Source organism: Methanobrevibacter woesei (genome assembly GCF_003111605.1).
In the GTDB taxonomy this organism is placed as follows: domain Archaea; phylum Methanobacteriota; class Methanobacteria; order Methanobacteriales; family Methanobacteriaceae; genus Methanocatella; species Methanocatella woesei.
Genome location: NZ_MZGU01000004.1, coordinates 642,165 through 667,218 on the forward strand (window position 1 = coordinate 642,165; position 25,054 = coordinate 667,218).

At 28.3% G+C, this 25,054-nt stretch carries 29 protein-coding genes; 21 read left to right on the plus strand and 8 right to left on the minus strand.

The features are described 5' to 3' along the window. Nucleotides 1-6: 6 nt before the first annotated feature. Both MBBWO_RS05915 and MBBWO_RS08080 read left to right on the plus strand, forming a co-directional pair. Nucleotides 7-954 (plus strand): ketopantoate reductase family protein, encoded by a 948-nt coding sequence (locus MBBWO_RS05915; protein ID WP_116669952.1) that lies wholly within the window; start codon nucleotides 7-9, stop codon nucleotides 952-954. Nucleotides 955-1,015: 61 nt separating this feature from the next. Next, complete coding sequence (locus MBBWO_RS08080; RefSeq protein ID WP_133241507.1) at nucleotides 1,016-1,219, plus strand: hypothetical protein; 204 nt, start codon at nucleotides 1,016-1,018, stop codon at nucleotides 1,217-1,219. Here the strand turns inward: MBBWO_RS08080 and MBBWO_RS08275 are convergent. Further along, complete coding sequence (locus MBBWO_RS08275) at nucleotides 1,123-1,389, minus strand: AEC family transporter (protein ID WP_165807933.1); 267 nt, start codon at nucleotides 1,387-1,389, stop codon at nucleotides 1,123-1,125. The genes MBBWO_RS08080 and MBBWO_RS08275 overlap by 97 nt on opposite strands. Nucleotides 1,390-1,438: 49 nt before the next feature. On the opposite strand from MBBWO_RS08275, the gene MBBWO_RS08130 reads away from it, so the two are divergent. The 7 genes from MBBWO_RS08130 (at nucleotide 1,439) to MBBWO_RS05950 (ending at nucleotide 7,511) form a co-directional block, all read left to right on the plus strand. Continuing rightward, entirely contained in the window at nucleotides 1,439-1,612 is a 174-nt protein-coding gene (locus MBBWO_RS08130) for a hypothetical protein (RefSeq protein WP_165807934.1), read from the plus strand. A gap of 10 nt (nucleotides 1,613-1,622) precedes the next feature. Next, nucleotides 1,623-2,123: a nickel pincer cofactor biosynthesis protein LarC2 gene (gene larC2 / locus MBBWO_RS05925; protein ID WP_116669954.1), complete on the plus strand. Its 501-nt coding sequence runs from the start codon at nucleotides 1,623-1,625 to the stop codon at nucleotides 2,121-2,123. A gap of 371 nt (nucleotides 2,124-2,494) precedes the next feature. Further along, nucleotides 2,495-2,878 (plus strand): (deoxy)nucleoside triphosphate pyrophosphohydrolase, encoded by a 384-nt coding sequence (locus MBBWO_RS05930; protein WP_116669955.1) that lies wholly within the window; start codon nucleotides 2,495-2,497, stop codon nucleotides 2,876-2,878. Nucleotides 2,879-2,886: 8 nt separating this feature from the next. Continuing rightward, a complete protein-coding gene (locus tag MBBWO_RS05935) occupies nucleotides 2,887-5,751 on the plus strand; it encodes a DUF3427 domain-containing protein (protein WP_116669956.1) in 2,865 nt (954 codons plus the stop codon). Nucleotides 5,752-5,791: 40 nt separating this feature from the next. Continuing rightward, nucleotides 5,792-6,427: a hypothetical protein gene (locus MBBWO_RS05940; protein ID WP_133241508.1), complete on the plus strand. Its 636-nt coding sequence runs from the start codon at nucleotides 5,792-5,794 to the stop codon at nucleotides 6,425-6,427. 76 nt (nucleotides 6,428-6,503) lie between these two features. Continuing rightward, on the plus strand, nucleotides 6,504-6,920 hold the full coding sequence (locus MBBWO_RS05945; RefSeq protein ID WP_116669958.1) for a hypothetical protein: 417 nt from the start codon (nucleotides 6,504-6,506) through the stop codon (nucleotides 6,918-6,920). 9 nt (nucleotides 6,921-6,929) lie between these two features. After that, entirely contained in the window at nucleotides 6,930-7,511 is a 582-nt protein-coding gene (locus MBBWO_RS05950; RefSeq protein WP_116669959.1) for a hypothetical protein, read from the plus strand. A 19-nt stretch (nucleotides 7,512-7,530) separates the two neighbouring features. On the opposite strand, the gene MBBWO_RS05955 is transcribed toward MBBWO_RS05950, so the two are convergent. Next, nucleotides 7,531-9,606, minus strand: a complete 2,076-nt coding sequence (locus MBBWO_RS05955; RefSeq protein WP_116669960.1) for a heavy metal translocating P-type ATPase — start codon at nucleotides 9,604-9,606, stop codon at nucleotides 7,531-7,533. Nucleotides 9,607-9,865: 259 nt separating this feature from the next. Between MBBWO_RS05955 and MBBWO_RS05960 the strand changes: the two genes are divergently transcribed. Together MBBWO_RS05960 and MBBWO_RS05965 are read left to right on the plus strand one after the other, a co-directional pair. Further along, a complete protein-coding gene (locus tag MBBWO_RS05960) occupies nucleotides 9,866-10,564 on the plus strand; it encodes a 4Fe-4S double cluster binding domain-containing protein (RefSeq protein WP_116669961.1) in 699 nt (232 codons plus the stop codon). An 11-nt stretch (nucleotides 10,565-10,575) separates the two neighbouring features. Further along, nucleotides 10,576-10,920: a hypothetical protein gene (locus MBBWO_RS05965; RefSeq protein WP_116669962.1), complete on the plus strand. Its 345-nt coding sequence runs from the start codon at nucleotides 10,576-10,578 to the stop codon at nucleotides 10,918-10,920. A gap of 31 nt (nucleotides 10,921-10,951) precedes the next feature. Here MBBWO_RS05965 and MBBWO_RS05970 read toward each other — a convergent pair whose 3' ends face one another. The 5 genes from MBBWO_RS05970 to MBBWO_RS05990 all read right to left on the minus strand — a co-directional run bounded on the left by MBBWO_RS05970 (nucleotide 10,952) and on the right by MBBWO_RS05990 (nucleotide 15,124). Further along, nucleotides 10,952-11,542 carry a sugar O-acetyltransferase gene (locus MBBWO_RS05970; RefSeq protein WP_116669963.1) on the minus strand — a complete coding sequence of 197 codons (591 nt, stop codon included), beginning with the start codon at nucleotides 11,540-11,542 and terminating at the stop codon, nucleotides 10,952-10,954. A gap of 9 nt (nucleotides 11,543-11,551) precedes the next feature. Continuing rightward, nucleotides 11,552-12,670 carry an aldo/keto reductase gene (locus tag MBBWO_RS05975; RefSeq protein ID WP_116669964.1) on the minus strand — a complete coding sequence of 373 codons (1,119 nt, stop codon included), beginning with the start codon at nucleotides 12,668-12,670 and terminating at the stop codon, nucleotides 11,552-11,554. 9 nt (nucleotides 12,671-12,679) lie between these two features. Further along, nucleotides 12,680-13,219 carry a flavodoxin family protein gene (locus MBBWO_RS05980; protein ID WP_116669965.1) on the minus strand — a complete coding sequence of 180 codons (540 nt, stop codon included), beginning with the start codon at nucleotides 13,217-13,219 and terminating at the stop codon, nucleotides 12,680-12,682. After that, nucleotides 13,219-13,569: a hypothetical protein gene (locus MBBWO_RS05985; RefSeq protein ID WP_116669966.1), complete on the minus strand. Its 351-nt coding sequence runs from the start codon at nucleotides 13,567-13,569 to the stop codon at nucleotides 13,219-13,221. The genes MBBWO_RS05980 and MBBWO_RS05985 overlap by 1 nt, the downstream gene beginning before the upstream one ends. A gap of 166 nt (nucleotides 13,570-13,735) precedes the next feature. Next, entirely contained in the window at nucleotides 13,736-15,124 is a 1,389-nt protein-coding gene (locus MBBWO_RS05990; RefSeq protein ID WP_116669967.1) for an AAA family ATPase, read from the minus strand. Between the two features lie 143 nt (nucleotides 15,125-15,267). Between MBBWO_RS05990 and MBBWO_RS05995 the strand changes: the two genes are divergently transcribed. After that, entirely contained in the window at nucleotides 15,268-15,897 is a 630-nt protein-coding gene (locus tag MBBWO_RS05995) for a CatA-like O-acetyltransferase (protein WP_116669968.1), read from the plus strand. Here MBBWO_RS05995 and MBBWO_RS06000 read toward each other — a convergent pair. Next, nucleotides 15,890-16,738 (minus strand): cation diffusion facilitator family transporter, encoded by an 849-nt coding sequence (locus MBBWO_RS06000; protein ID WP_116669969.1) that lies wholly within the window; start codon nucleotides 16,736-16,738, stop codon nucleotides 15,890-15,892. The genes MBBWO_RS05995 and MBBWO_RS06000 overlap by 8 nt on opposite strands. 74 nt (nucleotides 16,739-16,812) lie before the next feature. Here MBBWO_RS06000 and MBBWO_RS06005 point away from each other — a divergent pair, with 74 nt between their 5' ends. From MBBWO_RS06005 to cas5b, 9 genes are all read left to right on the plus strand, one after another. Next, complete coding sequence (locus tag MBBWO_RS06005) at nucleotides 16,813-17,688, plus strand: SPL family radical SAM protein (RefSeq protein ID WP_116669970.1); 876 nt, start codon at nucleotides 16,813-16,815, stop codon at nucleotides 17,686-17,688. Nucleotides 17,689-17,914: 226 nt separating this feature from the next. Continuing rightward, nucleotides 17,915-18,148 (plus strand): hypothetical protein, encoded by a 234-nt coding sequence (locus tag MBBWO_RS06010; protein ID WP_116669971.1) that lies wholly within the window; start codon nucleotides 17,915-17,917, stop codon nucleotides 18,146-18,148. Nucleotides 18,149-18,235: 87 nt separating this feature from the next. Beyond that, nucleotides 18,236-18,493: a hypothetical protein gene (locus MBBWO_RS08200; RefSeq protein ID WP_207771577.1), complete on the plus strand. Its 258-nt coding sequence runs from the start codon at nucleotides 18,236-18,238 to the stop codon at nucleotides 18,491-18,493. A gap of 196 nt (nucleotides 18,494-18,689) precedes the next feature. After that, complete coding sequence (locus MBBWO_RS06020; protein ID WP_116669972.1) at nucleotides 18,690-19,841, plus strand: aldo/keto reductase; 1,152 nt, start codon at nucleotides 18,690-18,692, stop codon at nucleotides 19,839-19,841. A 155-nt stretch (nucleotides 19,842-19,996) separates the two neighbouring features. After that, nucleotides 19,997-20,962, plus strand: a complete 966-nt coding sequence (locus tag MBBWO_RS06025) for an alpha/beta hydrolase (RefSeq protein WP_207771578.1) — start codon at nucleotides 19,997-19,999, stop codon at nucleotides 20,960-20,962. 235 nt (nucleotides 20,963-21,197) lie between these two features. Next, the gene (cas6, locus tag MBBWO_RS06030) at nucleotides 21,198-21,926 is read left to right on the plus strand and encodes a CRISPR-associated endoribonuclease Cas6 (RefSeq protein WP_116669974.1); all 729 of its coding nucleotides are present in this window, start codon (nucleotides 21,198-21,200) and stop codon (nucleotides 21,924-21,926) included. Nucleotides 21,927-22,066: 140 nt separating this feature from the next. After that, nucleotides 22,067-23,440: a type I-B CRISPR-associated protein Cas8b1/Cst1 gene (gene cas8a1, locus MBBWO_RS06035; RefSeq protein WP_116669975.1), complete on the plus strand. Its 1,374-nt coding sequence runs from the start codon at nucleotides 22,067-22,069 to the stop codon at nucleotides 23,438-23,440. Then, nucleotides 23,440-24,426 carry a type I-B CRISPR-associated protein Cas7/Cst2/DevR gene (gene cas7i / locus MBBWO_RS06040; protein ID WP_116669976.1) on the plus strand — a complete coding sequence of 329 codons (987 nt, stop codon included), beginning with the start codon at nucleotides 23,440-23,442 and terminating at the stop codon, nucleotides 24,424-24,426. The genes cas8a1 and cas7i overlap by 1 nt, the downstream gene beginning before the upstream one ends. Beyond that, entirely contained in the window at nucleotides 24,427-25,047 is a 621-nt protein-coding gene (gene cas5b / locus MBBWO_RS06045; RefSeq protein ID WP_116669977.1) for a type I-B CRISPR-associated protein Cas5b, read from the plus strand. The last annotated feature ends 7 nt before the right edge of the window (nucleotides 25,048-25,054 follow it).

Sequence of the window (25,054 nt, forward strand, 5' to 3'; positions counted from 1 at the left end):
TATGAAATGAATATTTTAATTGAAGGTGCTGGTGCTATAGGAATTGCTCTTGGGGCTTCTATGATTTCTCAAAATGCAAATGTTTCTTTTTATGCAAGTCAAAGAACTGCAGATAAGTTAACTGAAGGAATTAAAAGAATTGGAATATTTAATCATCTTTCATTTTCACCAGATTCATATGAAGTATACACTGATTATAATGATTTACCTGAAGATTCCTTTGATTTTGTCTTTGTTTGCAGTAAAACAGTAGCTAATGATGATATTAGTAATAATTTAAATGAACATAGAAATATTTTGAAAGAAGGTGCAAAAATTATTATTTTCCAAAATGGATTTGGTAATGATGAGCCTTATCTCAGATACTTTGATAAGGATGAGGTATTCTGTGCACGTGTAATTACTGGCTTTAGCAGGCCTGAGAGAAATATAAGTGAAGTTACAGTACACACTGAACCTATTTTACTTGGGTCTCTACAAGGTGCAGATATTGAAGTTTTAAAACCAATAGCTGAAATGATTTCAAAGTCTGGAATCCCATCTGAGATCAATGAGAATTTAGATAAATTTTTATGGGCTAAAATGCTTTACAATTGTGCCCTAAATCCATTAGGTGCAATTTTAGGTGTTAACTATGGTAAATTAACTGAAAATGATTATTCAATAGCTATTATGAATAAACTCATTGAAGAAATCTTTAATGTAATAAAAGCTGCAGGATACAGTACCAATTGGGACAAGCCAGAGGAATATCAGGATATTTTTTACTCTAAATTAGTTCCAGACACTTATAATCATTTTTCATCAACTTACCAGGATATTAGCAAAAAGCAGAAAACTGAAATTGATTCATTAAATGGTATGGTCATTAAACTAGGTGAAAAATATGATGTTGATGTAAGTGTCAATAAAACTATTTATAACATAATTAAATCAATTGAAGCTGATTTCTAGAGATTTTTCTTATAAGATTCCCACTAGAACTGGTATTAGGATTAAGCAGAGCAATGTATTTATGAAAATGCATGTTGAACCCATATTTAAATCTAGTTTATATTCAGTCATTAATGCCAATATCAACATTCCAGAAGGCATTGCAGCTTCAATTATTGAAATATTTGTTTATAAAGAGGGTAATGAGAATACTATGCATAATATTAACACTACTGCTGGATATAACAATGATTTTAATAAGAATGTTAATCCAATAACTTTGTAATATTCTTTAATGCTTCTAAAGTTTAGGGATGTTCCAAGAGAAATCATAATCAATGGGATTGTCATTTCTTTTAAGTAGGTTAGGAAATCTATTATTGTTGAATCTAAAGTGATACTCAGATTATTTAATATTAATCCTATTACTAATGCCCATATTGCTGGAAATAACAAGATTTTTCTTTATTGAATCTTTAATTTTCCCTCCAAATGCGACTCTATTGTGAATATTGTTGTTCCAGCAGCTGTTGCAGGAGCAATGGGCATTGATGATATTGACACAATAGCTAAAAAAGCAACTAGGGAGGCATATATAACATCAGCTATTCCTGGTGGTATTGAAAGAGCTCGTGATGTTGCTAAAAGAGCAGCTACCATTGTAAAAGATATGTCATAGGCGATTTCAAATGTTAATAATGGCTACTGTGGATGATATGCCTCCAGAGGGTATTCCTTACATTACTGATAAAGTGATGGATAATGGTGCTAAAAATATTCATATTATTAATGCATACACGAAAAAAGGAAGAATGGAGTATATTATCTTTGTAGATTTTCCAGATGAATCTCTTGAGGAGATTTCATCTCTTTTAGCTCTTGAATTTGGAACTATTGGAATGAAAATTATAAATTATGAGCATATTAAATTCCCTTATAAAATTGCTCATAAGAGACTAACATTGAATATTCAGGATGTCTCTTTTAGCCAGGATATTAGGATTAAATATTTGTATAACTTAAAAGAGGAGATTATTTCCTTAAAAGTTGAATATGAGGATTTAAAATCATTCGTTAATGAAGTTAACAGTAGAGGATTTGATGTTTCTTTTTCTAAACTTAAAACTTTAATTGAAGCAAAGGCTTATTGTGAATCTTTTGATTTAGATGAATTAAGTCTTTCTTTATAACTTTTTTTTTTTTGATATTCTGTTTTCTTATTATAGTTATTTTTAATTTTTTCTGTAATCAAGTTTAATCATTAAAAAAGTAATATTTTCTTTACATTTTGCTTTTTTAAAAATTATAGTTTCTTTTTTGTCTAGTATTTTAGCAATAATTGATATTATTTCTATAAAAAGATTTAAATACAATGATAATTATATTACACATCGGGGAGAAAAGATCAGTACCCTGAGATTTTGATAAATAGGAAACATTTTTTAAAATCCATATTCTTTTCTTCCCTATTTAATCTCACTATTTTTTTATCTTTTTTTAGAAACACTTTTATGATCTTAAAGCAAAAAGTATTACTAATTAATTTTAAAAGGATTTTTGTATGAAATCAATAGAAGTTGTAGCAGCAATAATTAAAAAAGAAAATAAAATTTTAGCTACTAAAAGAGGATATGGTGAATTTATTAATATGTGGGAGTTTCCTGGTGGCAAGATTGAGTCTGGGGAAACTAATGAAGCAGCATTAATAAGAGAAATAAAAGAAGAATTAGATGCTGATATTAAAATTGATGAATTTGCATTAACAGTTGAATATACATATCCTACTTTTCATTTAACAATGCATTGTTATATCTGTTCATTAAAAGACAGCATTACCTTATTGGAACATAATGATGCAAAATGGCTTGAAAAAAATGAATTTAATACTGTAAATTGGCTTCCTGCGGATATTGAAGTTATTGATTTTTTAAAAAATTATTTGTAGGGGTTTAGATGGATAACATTAACAATAATATCCTTGATGCATCAAAAACTGCATTCATTGATAAATCTTTTAACTCTAATTTTCTGTTTAAACCAACATTTTTGTCTAATGATTATAAAAAAGGTATAAAAGTATTATCTTCATTAAAAGAAGCATTATCTACTTGTAATGAATTTTGCATAAGTGTTGCTTTTATTACAGAAAGTGGTATTACACCTTTACTTCAGGACTTAAAAGAACTGGAATCTAAGAATGTCAAGGGTAAGATATTAACTACAGATTACCTTTATTTTAGTGAACCTAAAGCATTGAAAAGATTAAATTCGTTAGATAATATTGAAGTTCGTATGTATAAAGTAGGTAATGATAAACCAGGATTACATACTAAGGGATATCTATTTAAAAATGATGATTTCTACAGAATAATAGTGGGCAGTTCAAATATTACTCAAAATGCATTGACAGTGAATAAAGAATGGAATTTATCTTTTTCTTCACTTGAAGAAGGTGAAATAGCTAGAGATATTTTAAATGAGTTTAATAGTTTATGGGAGGAATCTGATTTATTAGAAAATTCTCTTGATAACTATGAAAAGTATTATCAGCAAAGAAAAATTATCTTAAATCAAGAAAATCTTCCAAAACCTTCTTTTAATAAACTAAAACCTAATTTAATGCAAAATTCATTTATTGAAAACTTAAAAGAAATCCAATCAGAAGGTGAAGATAAAGCATTACTTATCTCAGCTACTGGTACTGGTAAAACTTATGCTGCTGCTTTTGCTCTTCAAGATGCATTACCTAACAAAGCTTTATTTTTAGTTCATCGTGAACAAATTGCAAAACAAGCAAAAAATAGTTTTCAAAATGTATTTGGTAACACTAAAAAATTCGGACTTTTATCTGGAAATTCTAAAGATTATAATGCTAATTACTTATTTTCAACAATTCAGATGATGTCAAAACCAGAAGTTTATGAAAGATTCCAACCAGATGAATTTGATTATATAATTATAGATGAAGTTCATAGGGCTGGTGCTAAATCATATCAAAAAATTATGGATTATTTTAAGCCTAAATTTTATTTAGGGATGACTGCATCCCCTGATAGAAGTGATGGATTTGATATTTATGGTTTATTTAATCATAACATTGCATATGAGTTAAGATTAAAACAGGCTCTTGAAGAGAATATTTTATGTCCATTCCACTATTTTGGTATTAGTGATAATTATATTGAGGGTTCTGATTTTAATAATCTTGTATCTGATGTTAGGGTAAGAAACATTATTGAAAAAATGGAATTTTATGGATATAGTGGTAATCGTCCAAAAGGATTAATATTTTGCAGTACTAAAAAAGAAGCAAAAGTATTGTCTGAAAAGTTCAATGAAAAAGGATTAAGAACAAAATATTTAACTGGGGATAATAGTCAAAAGGAACGTTTAGAAGCTATTGATAGATTAGTTTCTGATGAAAGGCTTGATTATTTAGAATATATTATTACTGTTGATATATTTAATGAGGGTGTTGATATTCCTGAAATTAATCAAATTGTTATGTTAAGACCAACTGAATCTCCAATTATTTTTATCCAACAGTTAGGTAGAGGCCTTAGGAAGAGTAAGGGTAAAGAATTTGTTGTTGTTCTTGATTTTATATCAAATTATGCTAATAACTTCATGATTCCTATTGCACTTTCTGGAGATAGAACCTATAATAAAGATAACTTAAGAAAGTATATAATGGAAGGGGCAAGAGTTATTCCTGGAAATTCCACTGTTAATTTTGATGTAATTTCAAAAGAGAGAATTTACGAATCTATTGATAAAACTAACTTTAAGAATATTCAATTATTTAAAGAAAAGTATAATAACCTAAAATTTAAGCTTGGAAAGATTCCAATGCTTGTTGATTTTTATGTTCATGGAGAAATTGATCCTATTTTAATTTTAGAACATAGCTCACTTAAGAGTTATTATAAATTTCTATCTAAATATGAAGTAGATTGTACCTATTATTTAGATGATTTGGAAGTTAAAATATTGGAGTTTATTTCACAAAAAATAGCTAATGGAAAAAGGCCGCATGAAGCAATTATATTAACTAAATTAATTGATAATTTAAGATTTTCCATTGAAGAAATATCTAATGAATTAGAAAAGCATTATCACATTTTTTCAGATATTGATTCAGTAAAAAGTGCAATTAATCTTCTTAATTTTGATTTCGATAATAAAGATAAAAAGAAATTTAATGATTTTAGATTTTTCAGTGATGAATATAATATTTCTTCTAAATTTTTGGAGTTACTTAAAAATAAAGATTTTAAATTATTTTTAAATGATGTAATTAAGTATTCTCTGTTAAAATATGAAGAGGAGTATTCAGATTATTATGATGATACCAACTTAGTTTTATATGAAAAATATTCTAGAAGGGATGTTTGTAGGCTTTTAAACTGGTCAAATGATGAAAGCAGCACAATGTATGGTTATAAAATTAAGCATAATACTTGCCCTATATTTGTGACTTATCATAAAAGTGATGATATATCAAAAAGTACAGATTATCAAGATGAATTTATTGATTATGAACTTTTCAGTTGGATGTCTAGATCTAAACGTACTTTAGAAAGTAATGAGCTTCAACCATTAATAAATTACGATGCATCAAAAATGGATGTCCATTTATTTATTAAGAAAAGTGATGGTGAAGGGACTGATTTTTATTATATGGGTAAAGCAGAGCCTATTGATGCTAAACAAACAACAATTTTAAATGATAATGGTGAAACATTACCTATTGTTAACTTTAAGCTAAAATTAGACCATATGGCTCGTGAAGATATCTTTAGCTATTTTCATGATTAATTAACAAATTATAAATAAATATTAGATACATAATAACCACATGAATAAAAAAGTTATTAGCATATTTTTTATTTTAATGTTAGTATCAACAATAGCTCCGGTATTTTCAGTAGATAATACAACAAAAAACATTACTGTTGACGGAGTTGCCTTTGAACTACCACAAAAGTATCAAGGCAGTTCTGTTGACTCTAATGGGCATGTTTACATGTTAGATACTGTATTTGACTTTGCAATAAGGTCAATGTACTATAATGACTATTTAGTTGATGAATATGGATATGCTATTGAAAAAGCCAAATCCAATGAAGTAGTAACCATTGGATCTCATGAGGTTTATTACGTGCTAACAGAAATACTCAATAAGGAAGTATCATATGCTTTTTTTGCATCTGGTGAAAAGATTTTCTGTATTAGCTGGGAAGGAGATTCCATAACTCCTGAAATAGAAAATATAATTGAAAAAACACCTGATTCTTCATATTCTAGTGATGAACTTTCGAACATATTTGATAATGCAAATAATCAGTATGTTGAAGATTTAGCTGCAGAACAACAAGAATATGAATATCAAAAACAAGACTCAATGATAAAAGAATTAGATGAAATATCTAATCGCAGATACCATTTCAGTCATTTTGGAACACATGGTTTTGGTTTTGGTAGTGTATACTAAGATTTAAATCATTCTTTTTTCTTTTTTTAAAATAAAATAAAAAACCTAATATATAAGGAGCTAATTATAAATTAACATGAATAAAAAAGTAGCTATTGGAATTGTTATATTAATAGTTGCTATTTTTTCTGTAGGTTCCTATGCATATGTAGTTAGTGATACTGCAGATGTTAATGAAGAGTCTACCACTGCAACTGTTGATAGTGCAGTAAAATCAAATGAGAAAAGTAATTCTCAAGTAGCTGTCCAATCAGACTCTAGTGACAGCAGTGCACAGGATCAGTCTTATAAAAATGGTGCAGGTAACAGATACCAAGCTGACTGCCCGTACTATGACCAAGGAACATGTCCTAATTATAATAGTAATGATTGTCCTTATAATGGAGACTGTCCTTACAGAGAAGACTGTAATTATGCAAACAGAAATCCTGGAGGCAACGGTCCGGGCTACGGAGATGGAAACGGCCAACAACATAGATATGGTCAACGTTAAGGTTTTAATATGAACAAATTTTTTTTATTTTTTTTAACACTTCTTTTTTTAATAGCTATTCCATCTGTTTCTGCCAGTTATGAATCTGTTACAATTGATGGAGTAACTTTTGATATTCCTAGCCAGTTTCAGGATGGTAGAACAATAGAAGATGGATATATCTTTGATAACAATAATGTTTTCTCAATTCATTCTCTTGAAACATCTTTAGACAATATTTATGGATATAGGATGTCCAATGCAGAAAATGAAAATATAACTATTGGATCTCATGATGTGGTTTACTGTTTTAAATATAATCCTTCCTCTGAAACCAATAACTCTGCAGTCTTTTTTGCCTGTGCTGATATAATTTATGTAATTGCATTTGAAGGTAACACTATTCATGATTATATTAGAGAAATGATAACAAATTCTCCTGATTCTACATTATCAAGTGAAGAATTTTACTCTACCTTAGATGATGCTTTAACTCAATATCAAATGGGAGAAATGGTTGATGATTATGTAGATTCCCATCATTATTACACTCATTCAAGTAGTGATAAAAGTAGTGGAATGCATTATGTTTATTTTCCTAGATATTTTTGATTAAAAAAAGAAAAAGAAATTAAATATTGTGGTATTTCTCACAAGCCCTTGAATAGCTGTGCTTATGAATATGGCTGTGTTTAATACCTTTTTCTGTTTTAATTTCATTTAAAATTTCAACATTATCATGGGAGTGAGTATGTTCGCTGTCATCATGATAATGCATATGTATATGTTCTAATTCGTTATTAACTGTTTTTTCTGGTGTTTTATTTATTTCTTTTAAATCTTTGTCAAATTTTCTGTCGTAAAGTAATGCTGCATTGATTACAACGAGACAAGATCCTGCATTGTGAACTAATGCACCTGTTACTGGATTTAATAATCCTAAAACAGAACATACAATAGCTATTGCATTAATTACAAGTGATAATCCAATATTGAACTTAATAGTAAAGAGTGTTGTATTTGATATCTTTTTGAGATATGGGATTTTACCAATATCATCTCCAAGCAGTGTAATATCTGCACTGTCAATAGCTATGTCACTTCCAATACCACCCATTGCAATACTTACATCTGCTCTTTTGAGAGCTGGTGCATCATTAACCCCATCTCCTATCATGCAGACTTTGTTATTCTCTACTTTTAGTTTTTCAATCCAATTTAACTTATCTTCAGGCAACAGATTTCCATGAACTTCTTTTATTCCAACTTTGTCTGCAAAGTAATCTGCTGTTTTTTTGTGATCTCCTGTTAAAAGAACTGTGTTTATCTCCATGTCATGTAATCTATTTATAATTCTTGAAGCATCTTCTCGTATAACATCAGAAAGTGCAATAATTCCAATAGTTTGTGAATCTTTTGCTATTATAATTGAAGCTTTACCTTCATTCCTTAACATTTCAAGTAATGTATTAATTTCAGATGTTACTTTAATATTATTTTCAGATAAAAATTCAGCATTTCCTGCAAGGATTTTACCATATGAAGTTGAAGCTAAAATACCTTTTCCAGGATACATTTTAAAGTCTTTTGGATTTTCAAGTTCAATATTTTTATCTTTGGCATAGCTGACTATGGATTTAGCTAGTGGATGTTCACTTTTAAGCTCTGATGATGCTGTTAATTTCAGTAAATCTTTCCTTGATAAATTACTCTCTGTAGGGATAATGTCAGATACTTCCAATTTACCATAGGTTAAAGTTCCTGTTTTGTCAAAAATTAAGGTACTTAATCCACCTAAAACTTCAAGTGCTTCTCCAGATTTAATGATTACTCCATGTTTTGTTGCCTGACCAATAGCTGCCATAATTGCAGTAGGGGTTGCAAGTATTAAAGCACATGGGCAGAATACAACAAGAACAGTTATTGCTCTTACAACATCTCCAGTAATTATCCATGCTCCAATAGCTATTAAAAGTGCAACAGGAACTAGCCATGTAGCCCATTTATCAGCTATTCTCTGTGTTGGTGCCTGTTTATTGTCTGCCTCTTTTACAAGGTTTATTAGTTTCTGAAGTGATGAATCCTCTCCAATACTTGTGGCTTTTATATCAATGGATCCATAAAGGTTCATTGTTCCACAGAAAACTTTATCTTTCTCTTTTTTATCAATAGGTAGTGATTCTCCAGTCATTACAGACTGATCAACAGATGTGTTTCCATCGATTATTACTCCATCAACAGGTATTGTTTCTCCAGGAAGTATTCTAAGTGTGTCATTAAGTTTTATTTCATCTACATCAACAATTTCTTCTTTTTCATTTACAATTCTTCTCCCTTTTTGTGGTGTTAGGTTAATAAGATTTTTTAATCCTTTTTTAGCTCTTTCAACTGTCCAATCTTCTAGGAGTGCACCTAAAGCCATAATCCATGCAACTTCTCCTGCTGCAAAGAGTTCGCCTATTGATAGGGAAGCTATCATAGCTATTGTAATTAGTAGTGCTGAGGACACCCATTTTTCAAAGATTAAACGTGTTATAGCTAAGTATAGTAGAGGTAATCCACTGATTATTACGGTTATCCAAGCTGGATTTAGGTAAACTGGAACATCTACTCCAAATATCATAATTATTGCTGATATTAGAAGGAATACTCCAGATATGATGGTCATTTTTAATCCTTCAAGGAATTCCATTACTCTTTTTATCATATTTTATCTCCTTTTGTAATACTTTTTTTAATTTTATTTATATAGTCAGTATTACTGACTTTCAATGAGAAGTTGCTTTTTCTTTTGATACCTAAGAAAAAGATAAAAAGTATTACTTTTTTTAATTTTATTTATATAGTCAGTATTACTTAATTGTAGTTTAACTTTTTATTCTTATATAAATATTTCTAAATTACAAATTTTTAAATCAAATAATAATCATAATTTATTAATAAAAAAATTCTTAAAGGGAGAATAAATGGATTTGACCAATGATATTAGAGATTATTTATTAAGTTTAGGTGCTTGCTCTGTAGGTTTTGCAGATATATCTGAAATAACTCCTATTAAAGGACTAAACACAGGAATTGTATTTTATATTAATCATGAAGCAGAGAATTTAAACACTGTTGTTGATGGACCTACATATGCTTATTTGGAAGGGCATAGAGAATTAAACAGAAAACTTGATGAAATATCTATTAAAGGTGAAGAATATCTTATAGAGAGAGGTTTTAATGCTTATGGGCAAACTACAAGAAGAATTGTAGACACAATAAAAAATAACTCTGCAGAACTTCCAAATAAAACAATAGCTACTCTTGCAGGACTTGGTTGGATTGGAAAATCAGCACTTTTCATAACAAAAGAGTATGGTCCTGCTTTACGTTTATCTTCTATTTTAACTGATGCTCAATTGGAATGTGGTATACCTATTGATTCATCTTTATGTGGTGAGTGTATGATCTGTTGTGATGCATGTCCTGGTGATGCAATCAGTGGAAAAGCTTGGAATTCTTCTTTATCAAGAGATGATTTTTACAATCATAAGAAATGTGAAGAAACAGCTAAAAAATTATCCAAAAAAGCTTTTAGATGGGAAGATACAATGTGTGGGATATGCATGAATATTTGTCCACATGCACAAAAATTTATTAAAAAAGAATTAAATAAATAAAACAGGATATTATGGCTAGTCGTCAGTTTATTTTAACATTATCTTTAATTTTAATAATTACAGTTTGTATTGTAATCTGTGCAGTTTTATTTGTTAATATAGCACATGAAAATGATAACAATAGTTCTGTTAAGTATTCATCAGGTAATGTTGATATTATTGAGGTTCAGGGACCTACTCATTATGTTTATATGGAAAGTGAACCATCACAAGATCAATCTGATGATGAAAAAGCAGTTCTGTTAAGTGAAAATAAAGTTGAAGTTTCTAATAAAGAACTTCCTGATGATCTGTTTCTTGAAGAGCCTGCTGATGTTCCAGATGCTTCAGATATAACAATAACTGTTGATGAATAAATATTTTTAATAAAAAAAGAAAAAAGAAGAATTATTCTTCTTTTGAAATTATACGTGCAGGAACTCCAGCAACAGTACAGTTAGATGGGACATCTTTTGTAACAACACTTCCAGCAGCAATGACACAGTTATCTCCAATGGTTATTCCTGGAAGAATTATTGCATTTGCACCAATCCAGCAGCGTTTACCTATTTTTACAGGCTCTGAGTAATTAGTAAAGGTATAGTCAACGGAATCGTCATATTCTCCATTAAACTCCACATCATCATCTAATGGTACAATTCTTTCTGTGGTTTTTGCAGGATGATTTGCTGTGAAAATGTTAACTCCAGGAGCTAACATGGTGTTGTCTCCAATTTCAATGGTATCTGTATCTAAAAATACACAGTTAACATTAGCAAAGCAGTTTTTACCAAATTTAATATTAAAACCTAAATTGCATTGAAATGGAGTGTAAATAAAAGTATTTTCTCCAACTTCACCTAACAATTCTTTAAATAGTTCATTTTTCTTTTTTTGTTGGTTAGGTGGGAGATTATTAATTTCCCATAGTAGATTAGCTGCATCTTCCCAACTTGAATCTCCTTTTGTGTTTAAGGGACCTTTAATTAACTCTACCATATGCTACACCTAGAATTTACCTTCCAATAAGTCTACAACATCTTCCAATAATTCTGGAATGTCAAGGTGTTGAGTACATTGATCTACACAGTCTCCACAGAAGCTGCAGTCAGATGCTGGTGCTCCTCTTTCTGCATAGTTGTTATAATAGATATAATAAAGAGGCTGTATTTCAATTGCACTTTTAGCATCATTGTAAAGCTCAAAGAACTTGGAAATTGGAATATCATTAGGGCAGTGTTCAACACAGTAGTTACAGTAGGTACATGGAATAGCTATTGACTGATTAATGATTTCAACAACTTCGTCAATGATTGTTTTTTCTTCATCATTTAATGGCTTGAAATCTTTAACAATTTCTAAGTTTTCTTCCATCTGTTCAAGAGCACTCATACCACTTAAAGTACAAATTACTCCATCAAGGCTTAAACAGAATCTTATTGCCCATGAAACATTAGATGCATCAGGATTGTAATCTTTGAATTTTTTCTCTGCTTCTTCAGGAAGATTTACAAGGTTTCCTCCTTTAACAGCTTCCATAATAATTACATCAACATCGTGTTTACGTGCAACTTCGTAGCATTCTTTTGCTTGTATACTTTCATTATTATACCAGTCAAGGTAGTTAATTTGTAACTGAACAAAGTCAACATCAGGATTTTCAGTTAAGATTTCATCTAAAAGCTCAGCACTGTCATGGTGGGAAAATCCAATCTTTTTAACTAAACCTTTTTCTTTTTTATCACGTACAAAACCAAAACAGTCTAAATAGTCACATACAGGTTTAAATACATCAGTGGTGTTGTGAACAAGATAATAATCAAAATAATCTACACCACATCTTTCTAACTGTTCATTAAAAATAGCTTCAATATCACTTTCTTTAGTTAATTCATATAATGGTAATTTATCAGCTATTAATACATCTTCTCTAGGATATCTTTTAATAACACATTCACGAATAGCTATTTCACTTTTCCCTTCATGATATCCATATCCAGTATCGAAATAGTTATATCCTGCTTCTATGTATTTGTCAACCATGTCATTAACTTGTTCATAGTCAATATCAGCATAATCTTCACTTTTTATTGGTAATCTCATTAATCCAAATCCAAAGTCCATCATTTTATCACCTTAGACAATTTTTCCATAATTATAAGCTTCTAATAAAGTTTCTTCTTTTTCTTTTACATCTCCTACTTTACCAACACCAAGGCCATAAATTATGCCTTTGTTTGTAGGATTAGTTAAACAGTTTAAATATGATTTAAATTCACGTTTTACATTTACCAAATGTTTTTCATTAGGTGTAGCTGCAGTAAATATAAAATAGAACTCTTTATCTTTCATTTCTGAAAAACGGGGTGTGGTTCTATCTATTAACATTTTCATTTGTCCAGACATTGTAAAGAAGTATACTGGAGTGGCCATTACAATAACATCTGCATTTACCATTTTTTCAAGTATTTCTCTCATATCATCATCAATTACGCAGCTATGTGTTTCATCACAGGTAAGGCAGCCAGTACATAATTTAATGTCTTTTTTTGTTAGGTATATTTTTTCACAACTATGATCTGCTTCTTCTGCACCTTTAATAAATTCATCACATAAAATATCGGAATTTCCACCAATTCTAGGACTACTCTGAAGAATTAAAATGTTTTTACTCATTAATGTTCACCATTAATCTCTTTTAAAATAAATTCTTTTTCTAATTCAAGATAATGAATCTCTTTATCAAAGTTTTCTGCTTCTCTGTCTTTCATTTCATTTAAACTTTTCATTAATAAGTTTATTTTCTTTTCACAGTCAGCAATAGCTTTTTCTTTTGTCTTTTTTAATTTTTCAATCTGATTATCTATTTGTTCAACTCTTATATCATTACATTCAATGTCTTCAATACTTAATGCATCATTTAGCGCATTATCTAATATGTCTTGAAGTTTAAGACCTTTTGACTTTGCGAGGTCTTTTTTTTCTTTATTGATTTTTACACATGTAGTTTCATTAAATCTAACCATATGTATGCTCCTTTTAAGTTTAGTTGTATATTATTTCTAAAATTAGCTACATATATATTTTTTTTAAAAATTATTTTATATATGTATTTAATTAATTTCATTATATATAACTTTTTATATGTTATGTATATATATATATAAAATTTTTAAAAAATAAAAAAACTCTCTAAATAAGAGAGAAAAGAGGTAATGGGATATAAATGATGTTGTTTTTGATTTCAATATTGGATAAATTATCTATAACTAAAATACCATATTCAGCATCATACTCTTCAATGGCTTTATTTAATTTATCCTCATTTGAGTTAACATCAACAGGCACTATCTTCTCATTGCTTTTTACAATAAATTCAACACCATCTACAGTTGCATCATAATAAAGATTATAATTATTATCTTTTAATTTAAATAATGCTGATGCAACTAAATTTTTAGCAATGCTATCATAATACTCCCCATAATTTGTTGAAATATCTTTAGAAATTTGATAAATTGCTGATTTAAACTGTGTTGAAATAAAGAAGTATTTCCAGGCTTTTCTTACAGATTTACCAGATGAAACATAAGGTTCTACATGGAATAAAATTTGAATATTTTCAAAAGCAAATAATAAATTACTTACATTCTTTTTGGATATATTTAACGTAGTAGCTAGTTTATTTAATGCTAAATCTTTAATATCTTCCATGACAAGTAAGTTAAGCAATGGATAAGCTAATAATCTTGAAAGTCTTGTAAATGAACTAATGGAATCTAGGTCTTTTTCAATAATCTCATTTTTAATGTCTAAAGTTGAACTGATTTGAAGTACATTGTTTTGAGCTAAATTAGGAAATGAAGAGTACTGTATATGATTCATCCATTCATCTTTATGTTTTTTAATATATGGATTTAAAGGAATTTCTTCTAAACTACCAGTTTCACCTTCTAAAATAAGATTTTTTAGATTCTTTTTAACATCAAGGGAAATAGTGTAGTTATAGTTTAAATTAAGGTATTCTATGAAATTAAGAGGATACATTTTAATAATGGTGTCTTCAAGGGAATTGCTGTCTAGTTCATAGCTAATGACATTAGATCCTGCGAAAATAATGAAAATATTTTTGTTTTCATCAGAGTTTATCCATTTCTCTACAGAATTTAAATTATCAAGATATTGTGATTCATCTACGAAAATTACTATTTTTTCATCTTTTTTAAAGCCGAAATCATTTTTATAAACATTAAAAAAGTCACAAATTTCATATTCTCCTAAATCACGAAGTCTATTGAGATTTAAATATAAAATGTTTCTTGAAGGTACATGTTTTTCAGATTTTAAATAATCATATAACTGGTAGAGAATTGTTGTTTTCCCTATGCCCCTAATTCCAGACATTATAAAAAATCTGTTTGTTTTATCATCATTTAAGAATAAATCAATTGAATTTTTAAGTATATAATACTCTTCTCTTTTCTTAATGTCATTGCCCATTGTTGTTAATTTACTTTCAATAAATTTTTCTATATTTTTTAGTAAATTTTCTAAATACAACTTTATTTCCTTTTTATCCATCACAATACACCATTATTACTATTTTATTAACATCTTATATATTTAATAGTACTTTTATTTATACTTATAAAAATACTGTTAATAACTTGATGAGGTTAGTTATAAATGATGTAAAAATGAAAAATAGATATTGGAGATATTAAATGCATAAAATTGACTTTAATTTGGAAAAAAATCCATTCTATAATTTTCAATCATCAAGATATTCAATGTCTGCACGTGTTAATGTTAAAAAAGCCTATGAATTTGCTAAAAATGAAAATTATTCCTTTTTCTTAGTTACATTAGCTAGTTTATTAAAGGCAGCCAATGATGTTGAAAAATTAAGATATAGAATAATCAATAATGAAGTTGTTGAATTTGAATCAATGGATGGTATAACTCCAATAATGGATGAAAGTAAAAACAGTTACTGTGAGATGAGAGTTACAAATCCAGTTAATTTCCCATTATGGCATGAAGATGTAAAAAAATTAAGTAAAGATATATTATCTGAAAAAATAGATGGATTTAACTTGCCTATGGAAAAAAGAGATGAAGAAAATATAATAAATTTCTCATGCATTCCTTGGGTTGATTTTGACTCAATTACAACAGCAGTGCTTCATCCAAGACAAATTCAGCCTTTAATTACATGGGGAAAATTTGATAAGGATTATGAAATGACAGTATCAATAACTGTAAATCACATCTTTGTAGCAGGCTCTGATTTGGCTAAATTCTACAAAAAGGCACAATATTACTTGGATAATGTTGAAAAGTTATTTAAATAAATTCAATTGTAATGTCAATTATCTCTTTTTCAATACACATCTCATTGATTTTATTTTTAATTAACTCTTCATCAGAACCATTATCAATATCTAATTTTATGGTTAATACAGATTCAAGTCCATCTAGAGACCATAAATGAAAACCTTCAATTGATTTAACTCCTTTAATGGATAATATTTCATTTTTAAGTTCATCTACATTAATATCAAAAGGCACTCTTTGAAGTAATGGTGTTAATGAATGTATAAGAGTTTTTCCTAAGTTATAAATTAACCACAAACTTATTACAATGGATACCAATGGATCAAGAATTGGCAAATCAACGAAGATAAGAACTACACTAACTACTAAAAGACCTATCCATTTGAAGATATCTCCTAAAACATGGTAAAGAATAGCTTTTTCATTAAATGTTTCACCACCATGAAGGATGAATGCAGAAATTCCCTTAAAAATAAGTCCTAATATAGCTACTAATACCATTCCTTCTGCATTTGGAGATACTGGAGCAAATAAACGTGATAGGGATTCATATATCACAATAACTGATATAACAACAACGAATACTGAGGTAATCACAGCACCAAGTAAAGAGAATCTCTTATAACCATAGGTGTACTTATTATCACTGCCTTTTTGGGATATTCTCTCTAAAACCCAAGCTAGTCCAACGGAAATTGTATCAGATAAATCATGAAGGCAGTCTGCTAAAATAGCTACACTATTTGTTATTAATCCGCCAATGATTACAACTACATTAAGTAAAATGTTTAGAATAAATACATACAACAGATTTCCGCTAGCTTTTTTATGATAATGATTATGACTACCTACTCTCATAATTTAATATTTATATGTTAGCTATTATAAAAGTTAAGATGTAAAGTTTAATTTTAAATATTATTGGTGGATTTATGCATTTTGTCCAAGCTAAAAGTTTAATATCTTCAAAAAATGGGATGAATCTATACAGGGGATGTACTCATGGATGTATCTACTGTGATTCAAGAAGTAAGATATATAATATGAATCATGATTTTGAAGATATTGAAGTTAAGCAGAATAGCTTGGAATTATTGAAAAAAGCATTAAAATCTAAAAAAGAGAAATGTATGATAGGAACTGGATCTATGACAGACCCTTATATTCCTCTTGAGTTCAAATTGGAATTTGTTAGAAACTCTTTAAAATTGATTTACAGATATGGATTTGGATTTACCTGCATTACAAAATCTGATTTAATATTAAGAGATTTGGATTTGCTTAAAAAGATAAATGAAAAGGCAAAAACCGTTGTACAGATTACCTTGACAACAGCTGATGAAGATTTGTGCAGAAAAATTGAGCCTAATGTCTGCACAACCAAAAGAAGAGTTGAAGTCTTAAAAAAGTTAAATGATGCAGATATTCCAACTGTTGTATGGTTAACTCCATTTTTACCTTATGTAAATGATACAGAAGAGAATATTTCTAAACTTTTGGATTACTGCATTGAAACTAATGTTAAGGGTATAATCTGTTTTAATATAGGTTTAACTTTAAGGGATGGAAATCGCCAGTATTTTTATAAAAAGCTGGATGAATCATTTCCAGGCCTTAAAAACAGATATATTGAAAAATATGGAAGTAACTATGTTTTAGAAAGTGAAAATAACAGGCAATTAATGGACTTATTTTATAAAAAGACAGCTGAAAATAATATTTTAAATAAACCTGATGATGTTTTCAGATATTTGAGGGACTTTCCAAATAAGGACAAGTCTAGGCAATCAACTTTATATTTTAATTAGAATAATATAACAAATCAATCCTTAAAAAGAGCAATGCTAGATTTTATGATTAAAATTTATAAAAATACACATATATAGGTTTTAATATTATTTAATAAAAATCACTTCATAAAATAGCTGGCTGACATATCAAATGAATTTGTTTTATGGAAATCTGATAATAGTATTATTTTATATACTTTAATATCATATTAATAAACAACTAATGGGAACTGTGTGATATTTTATGACAATGTTTAAATATTTTTCCCATCAATTGCCTGGAAGAATTTTTAATGATAAATATTTGGTTCTAGGTTTGGCAAGATATGTTGGTGCATATATTATCATAACATCAATGATTTTTGGCTACTTTTTAATTTTTATGCCTTTCAGTTTTGATATGATTTTATTATCTTTTATTTTAGCTATTCCCGCTATTATAGGAGTATTGCTCAACATGGATGTGGGAAATTATTGATAGTTTAAAATAATTACTAGTCTCATTAGGGTGTATGAATTAGTAGATTTCAAAAAAAAATTTAATATATTATATGAGGTTTTTAAAATGTCCCGTACTAGCCTTCTTATAATTGTTGGTGTTTGTTGCCTTGTTTTAGTAGCTGTTGGCGCTTCTTTTTTCATGTTTTTTGGAGAAGAAAATAATTCTGTTGTTGATGACGATAGGTATGAGCTCAGACAAAACAATAATCATTATGATGATTATGATGACCGTTATGATGATGATCGCTATGATGATGATTATGATGACCGTTATGATGATGATCGCTATGATGATGATTATGATGACCGTTATGATGATTAATAAAACAATCATCATTAATTCTTTTTTTCAAATAATATCTATTTATAGCAAGTTTAAAGTGATTATTAAAAGTAATTTTATGGATTTAAATAAATCTATAACTTCAAGATATGTTTTTTATAAAATACTTTAAATTACACAAACAACATATTAATTAGAATAATAATATTAGACTATTATTTTTTGAGATGATTAGATGGAGTATAGAACACTTGGAAAAACCGGATTAAAAGTAAGTGAAATTGGTTTTGGTGGAGAATGGGTTGGTGGATATAGCTTAGAAGAAGTTAAAAATCTCACGGACTGCTGTGAAGAAAATGGTATCAATTTCTTAGACTGTTGGATGGCAGACCCTGAAATCCGTTCAAATTTAGGAGATGCCATTAAAGAAACAAGAGATGACTGGTATATTCAAGGTCATTTTGGTTCTACATGGATTGACGGACAATATCTACGTATAAGAGATTTGGATAAAGTAAAAAAAGCATTTAATGATTTGCTTAACCGTTTTCACACAGATTACTTAGATATTGGTATGATTCATTTTGTTGATGAAATAGATGAATATGAGAAAATAATGAATGGTGAATTCTTTGATTATGTATTAAAACAGCATGAAGAAGGAATCATAGGTCATATTGGTATAAGTACTCATAATACAGATGTTGCTAATTTGGCTGTGAATTCAGATGTTTTTGAAACAATAATGTTTAGTGCTAATCCTGCTTTTGATATGCTTGCACCAACTGATGATATTAATGATTTCTCTGATGAAGAATCATTTAATCAGGAATTACACGGGATGGATCCTCAAAGAGCAGATTTCTATGAAAGTGCTGAGAAAAACAATGTTGGTGTTACAATAATGAAACCATTTGCAGGCGGAAGATTATTTAATGTAAATGACTCTCCATTTGGTGTGGCATTGACTCCTATTCAGTGTATCCACTACTGTTTGTCTCAATCAGGAGTAGCTTCAGTAATGGGTGGTTATGCAAAAGTTTCTGAAATTGAAGAAGCTATTAGTTATGAAACTGCAACTGAAGAGATGAAAAACTATTCAGAAGTACTTAAAAACTCACCTAAAAACCCATATCTTGGACAATGCACTTACTGTGGGCACTGTGCTCCTTGCAGTGAAAATATTGACATTGCTATGCTTAATAAATACTATGATCTGGCAAAAATACATGATGAAATTCCAGATTCATTAAAACTTCATTATGATAGTTTATCTGCTAATGCTGGAGACTGCAGTCAATGTGGGGACTGTGAAAGCCGTTGCCCATTTAATGTGGAAATTATGGATAAAATGATTGAAATTAATGAATATTTCAAAGGTGAATAACTTAATTAATCAATATATTAATTTTAATTTTTCAAATAGCTGTTTATAGCTATTTTTTTCTGATTTTTTTATATTTTGTTAAGTAAATCTTTATATAGTACTTTGTATATATACACAAATATTATTATAAAATATATATAATATTGATGATTGTCATGGAAGAAAAATTAAACTTAACAGATCAATGGGATAAAACCTTTGAAAAAAGTGATAAAGTAAATCATAGAAAAATAACCTTCCATAATCGTTATGGAATTACATTGGCTGCAGATTTATATGAACCAAAAGATGCAACTGGTAAACTTCCAGCTATTGCAGTATCAGGACCATTTGGAGCAGTTAAAGAACAATGTTCTGGATTATATGCAATGAATTTGGCTGAAAGAGGATTCTTAACTATAGCATTTGACCCATCATTTACTGGAGAAAGTGGAGGAAGCCCAAGATATGTTGCATCTCCAGATATAAACACAGAGGATTTCCAGGCAGCAGTAGACTTCTTAATAACTCAAGACAATGTAGATGGAGACAAAATTGGAATATTGGGAATCTGTGGATGGGGTGGATTTTCTCTTAATGCAGCAGCTATTGATACAAGAATCAAAGCAACTGTAGCCTGTACAATGTATGATATGAGCCGTGTAACTGCGCAAGGATACTTTGACTCTTTAGATAAAGAAGGACGTTATCAGCTAAGAGAAGAATTAAATGCACAAAGAACTGAAGACTACAAAAATGGCCAATATCAAAGAGCAGGAGGAGTTGTAGATCCACTTCCTGATGATGCACCATTCTTTGTAAAAGATTATTATGAATATTATAAAGTACGTGCTTACCATGAAAGGTCTTTAAACTCCAATGAAGGTTGGAATACTACTTCTTCATTATCTTTATTAAACATGCCTATTTTAACCTACATTGATGAAATTAAAAATGCTGTGTTGCTTGTTCATGGTGAAAAAGCACATTCCTGTTATTTCAGTAAAGATGCATATGAAAAATTAGAAGGAGATAACAAGGAATTGATGTTAATTCCAGATGCAGTGCACACTGACTTATATGACCAAATGGATGTTATTCCTTTTGATAAAATTGAAGAATTCTACAAAGAAAACTTTTAAATTTATAAAAATAGTTTCTAAGTTTTTTAGAAGCTATTTAGCTACTTTTTTTATAATAACTTTAAATTTTGTATATAAATTGATATTAATCAATTAAATTTGTTATCTTTTAATCAATATTCATTTTTTATTAAAATTAATGAACTTTTATATTAATAAACTTTTTTTAAAAATATTTTTATAGTATATTATTAAATATAATTATACATCTTACAATCAATTCTATGGTGTTTTAATGAGGCTGAAAATTTATCTTAAATCTGAAAATGAAGATTTCATGATTCCATTTAACTACAATCATATTTTATCTTCAATTATTTACAATAAAATCGCTGATTTAGATTTAGCAGATAAATTACATAATTCTATTTCCTTTAAATTTTTCACTTTTTCTCAGATTAATGTTCCAAACAGGAAGATAACTAAAAAAGGAATTTTATCCAGAGATGGGAGATTGAATTTCTATATATCTTCTCCCAATGATTATTTAATTAGAAGTCTTGTTGATGGCTTTTTAGAGGATTTATATGTTAAATTTAAACATGAAAAACTGTTTGTAGAGAAAATTGAATTATTAAAAGAAATTGAATTTCAAAATAAGATGGAATTTAAAACTTTATCACCTATAATTGTTAGAAAAAAGAAAGAAGTTGATGGAAAGTTAAAAATATGGGATTTAGCTCCTGGAGATGAATTTTTTAAGGCTTTGGAAAAAAATCTTATCAGAAAATATCTGATGTTTAATGATATGGGAAGTACTGATAAGAAAATTAAAATTTATTCTGAAATGAAATCTGTAAAAAGAAAAAGAATAGCTATTGAGAAAGGACCTCAAACAACATATAATAGAGGGTATATGATGGATATAATACTTGAGGGAGATTTAAACTTAATAAAATTTGCTTATGATGTCGGAATTGGTGAAAAGACGGCATTAGGCTTCGGGCTATTATTTGCTTCTTGATTTAATAAAACCTATCATATTGGAAAATATTTATATAGTTTAATTAAAATATTAAATTTATAATCAGATCATATTGTTTTTGAAATATATGGTAGGTATTATAATCAGACCAATTTGGTGTAAATTAGTTAGGAGGTATTATGTCAAACAACTTATCATTAAAGTATACGGGTAATCCTTTTGTTGATGCAGGAATTTTTGCATTAAAAAGAAAACTGAAAAAACCGATTAATGAAATAACAAAAGATGATTTAAAAGAGGAAGCATTAAATATTTCGGATATTTATGTTACTCCTGCTTGGAAAAAAAATTTATATTCTATTTTTCCGAATAATGTTCTAGTTAATCCAAAAACAACAAAAAAAGATAATTTAAATGAGTTGTATTTTAATGAGTTGCTTACTTTGATTGAGTCAATTTCAGAGGTTAGTTATAATGGAACATGTGTTTCATGTGGAAGACGGGATGCTGTTAAAACTTTTAAAAGAGATTATATTCCTTTATCTGGTTCTGGTTCATTAAAAAATTATTTTTCATTTGCAAATGAAGGTGTTGAATATTGTTCTTTATGTGCGATATTAATCCAATTTGCCCCATTAATTATGTATAATTGTCCAACATATGCTAAAAATGAAAAAAAACAATTTTTGTTATTACATTCAAATTCTGAAAAAGTAATGGATTATTGGGCTAAAGATGCAATTAATAATATTAACAAACAAATTATTTTTGACAATTTTACGGGATGTTATAATGAAAATTACACAAATCCAATTAATGCAATATTTAATATTCTAGATAAAATAATTAATTTAGATGATTTATGGGGAGATGAAAATCCATCATTGACTTTTTACTATTTTACTAATTTTAATAAAGGGTCTGAATTAGAAATTTTTTCGTTACCTAATCCAATTTTTCATTTTTTAACTAAAATCCCTTTAAATGAATATAAAAATTGGAAGAACATAATTAAGAAGGAATATAACAATGTAAAATGGAATAAAGTTAATGATAAAAATGATTTTAAAAATAAATCAAATAATATCTATAATGGGTTGCTTAATAATCATTCAATTTTAAGATTTTTTTATAGTTCAAAATATAAAAAAACATATTGTACTTGGAAGTTGGTGAAACATTATATTAAAGAGGTTCGTAATATGGATGAAAAAAGGATAGATGCAATTAAAGAGTTAGGTGATAAATTAGCTTATTATATTAAAGATAAAAATAGCAAAAAAACATTATATAATTTAGAAAAAGCATCTAATTATAATACTTTTAGAAATACCTTAAGAAAAGTATCTAAAAATAAAATTAGTAATGGAGATAATGAATTACTTTTCACATTTGATGATTATGTAATGTACATATTTCCTGAAGGTAATGAAAATTGGAAAGAAACCCAAGATTTACTACTCTTTAGAATATATGAAAAATTACACGATTGGATGGTAAAAAATAAATATGTTGAAGAATATGAAGATGAGTTTTTTGAGGAGGAAGAATAATGTCAAATACAATATTGGGGTTAATATTAATTGATGCTCCACATTCAGCACTTAATAATGCAGGATCTGATGCAGGAGATAGAACTGATAATGTAGTAAGAGTTAAAACAATTAAAAAAGGAAGGGTAAAATATCCTTATGTTTCTGGTCAGGCTTTAAGATACTGGTGGAGAGACACATTAAAAAATAAATTTGATTGGGAAATGTCTCCGATTAGCCGTGAAAAAAAGATAGCTTTTACTGAAGCAAACCCTATTGATTATCCAGATGATGATGTATTTGGATATATGAGAGCTTTAAAGAAAAATAAAGATGGAACTGTAACAAGAATTGCTCCATTAAAGAATTCTCCTTTGGTTTCTGTTATTGGTCAAAATCCTACAAATGATTTTGGTGTTATGGCTCGTCAAGAAGGAGATCCTGTTCCTTTCGAACATGAATTTTATTCAACTGTTTTAAAAGGCATATTTTCTCTTGATTTAGGATGTTTAGGAGTATTTAATGAAACTGAAAAAACAGGGTATCGTAATATGTATCCTAAATTAGTTGAACTAGCTAAAGAAAAAGGATTAACTAATGAAGAGGATGCATGGATTCTGGATGATGAAACAAGAGTTAGAAGAGCACAAGAGGTTATTAATTCATTACCTTATTTATCTGGAGGTGCAAAATCTTCTTCTCATTTAACAGATGTTTCTCCTAAAATATTGGTGCTTACAGCAATTGATGGGGGTAACCATATTTTTATGAATATTGTCAGAGAGGAAAATGGTGAAGTTGTTTTTGATTTAAATGCTTTTGATGAAGTAGTTAAAGAATATGGAGATATTATTAAATCAGATATATTTATAGGTACTAGAACTGGATTTTTAAAAGAAACTCAAGAGGAAATTATGGAATATGCTAAGGATAAAGAAAATATTCATGTTGGAACTATAAAAGAAATGGCTAATAAATTTGCTGAGGAAATTCCTAAGTTGATTTAAATGAAATTTTTAAGGGTTATTATTAATGGTTGGACTGCATCATTTAGATTTCCATCTTTTATAAGTGGATTTCAACCTACATTGCCTGTTCCTCCATTAAGTACAATTTATGGTTTGTTATCTGCAGTTAAAGGTGAATTAGTTACTCCTAATGATGTTCATGTAGGTTTCATTTTTGAGTATGATTCAAAAGCTGTTGATTTGGAAACAATATATGAATTGAAAGCATTGAAAGGAAATAAATCTAATATTACCAAAAGGGAATTTTTATTTAACCCAAAATTGTATTTGTATTTAGATAATTTAGATTATAAAGAATATTTTAATCATCCAGCATATCCAATTCTTTTAGGTAGGTCTTCGGATTTAGCAATGGTATCTGAAATAAAGGAAGTTAATCTTGAATTAAAATCTAATGTAAATTTAGGAAAAACAATTTTGCCTTTAGATACGGAAGGTGCTTTTGGTACTATTCAAGCATTACCTACTTATTTTACTGATTCTATTCCAAGGAAAACAATTGGTACAAAGCCATTTATATTAATGAATCAATTTTTTAATTATTCTGAGGAATGTTATTTTGATACAGAATATGAGTGGGGTGTATGGATTCATAAATAGGTGTTTT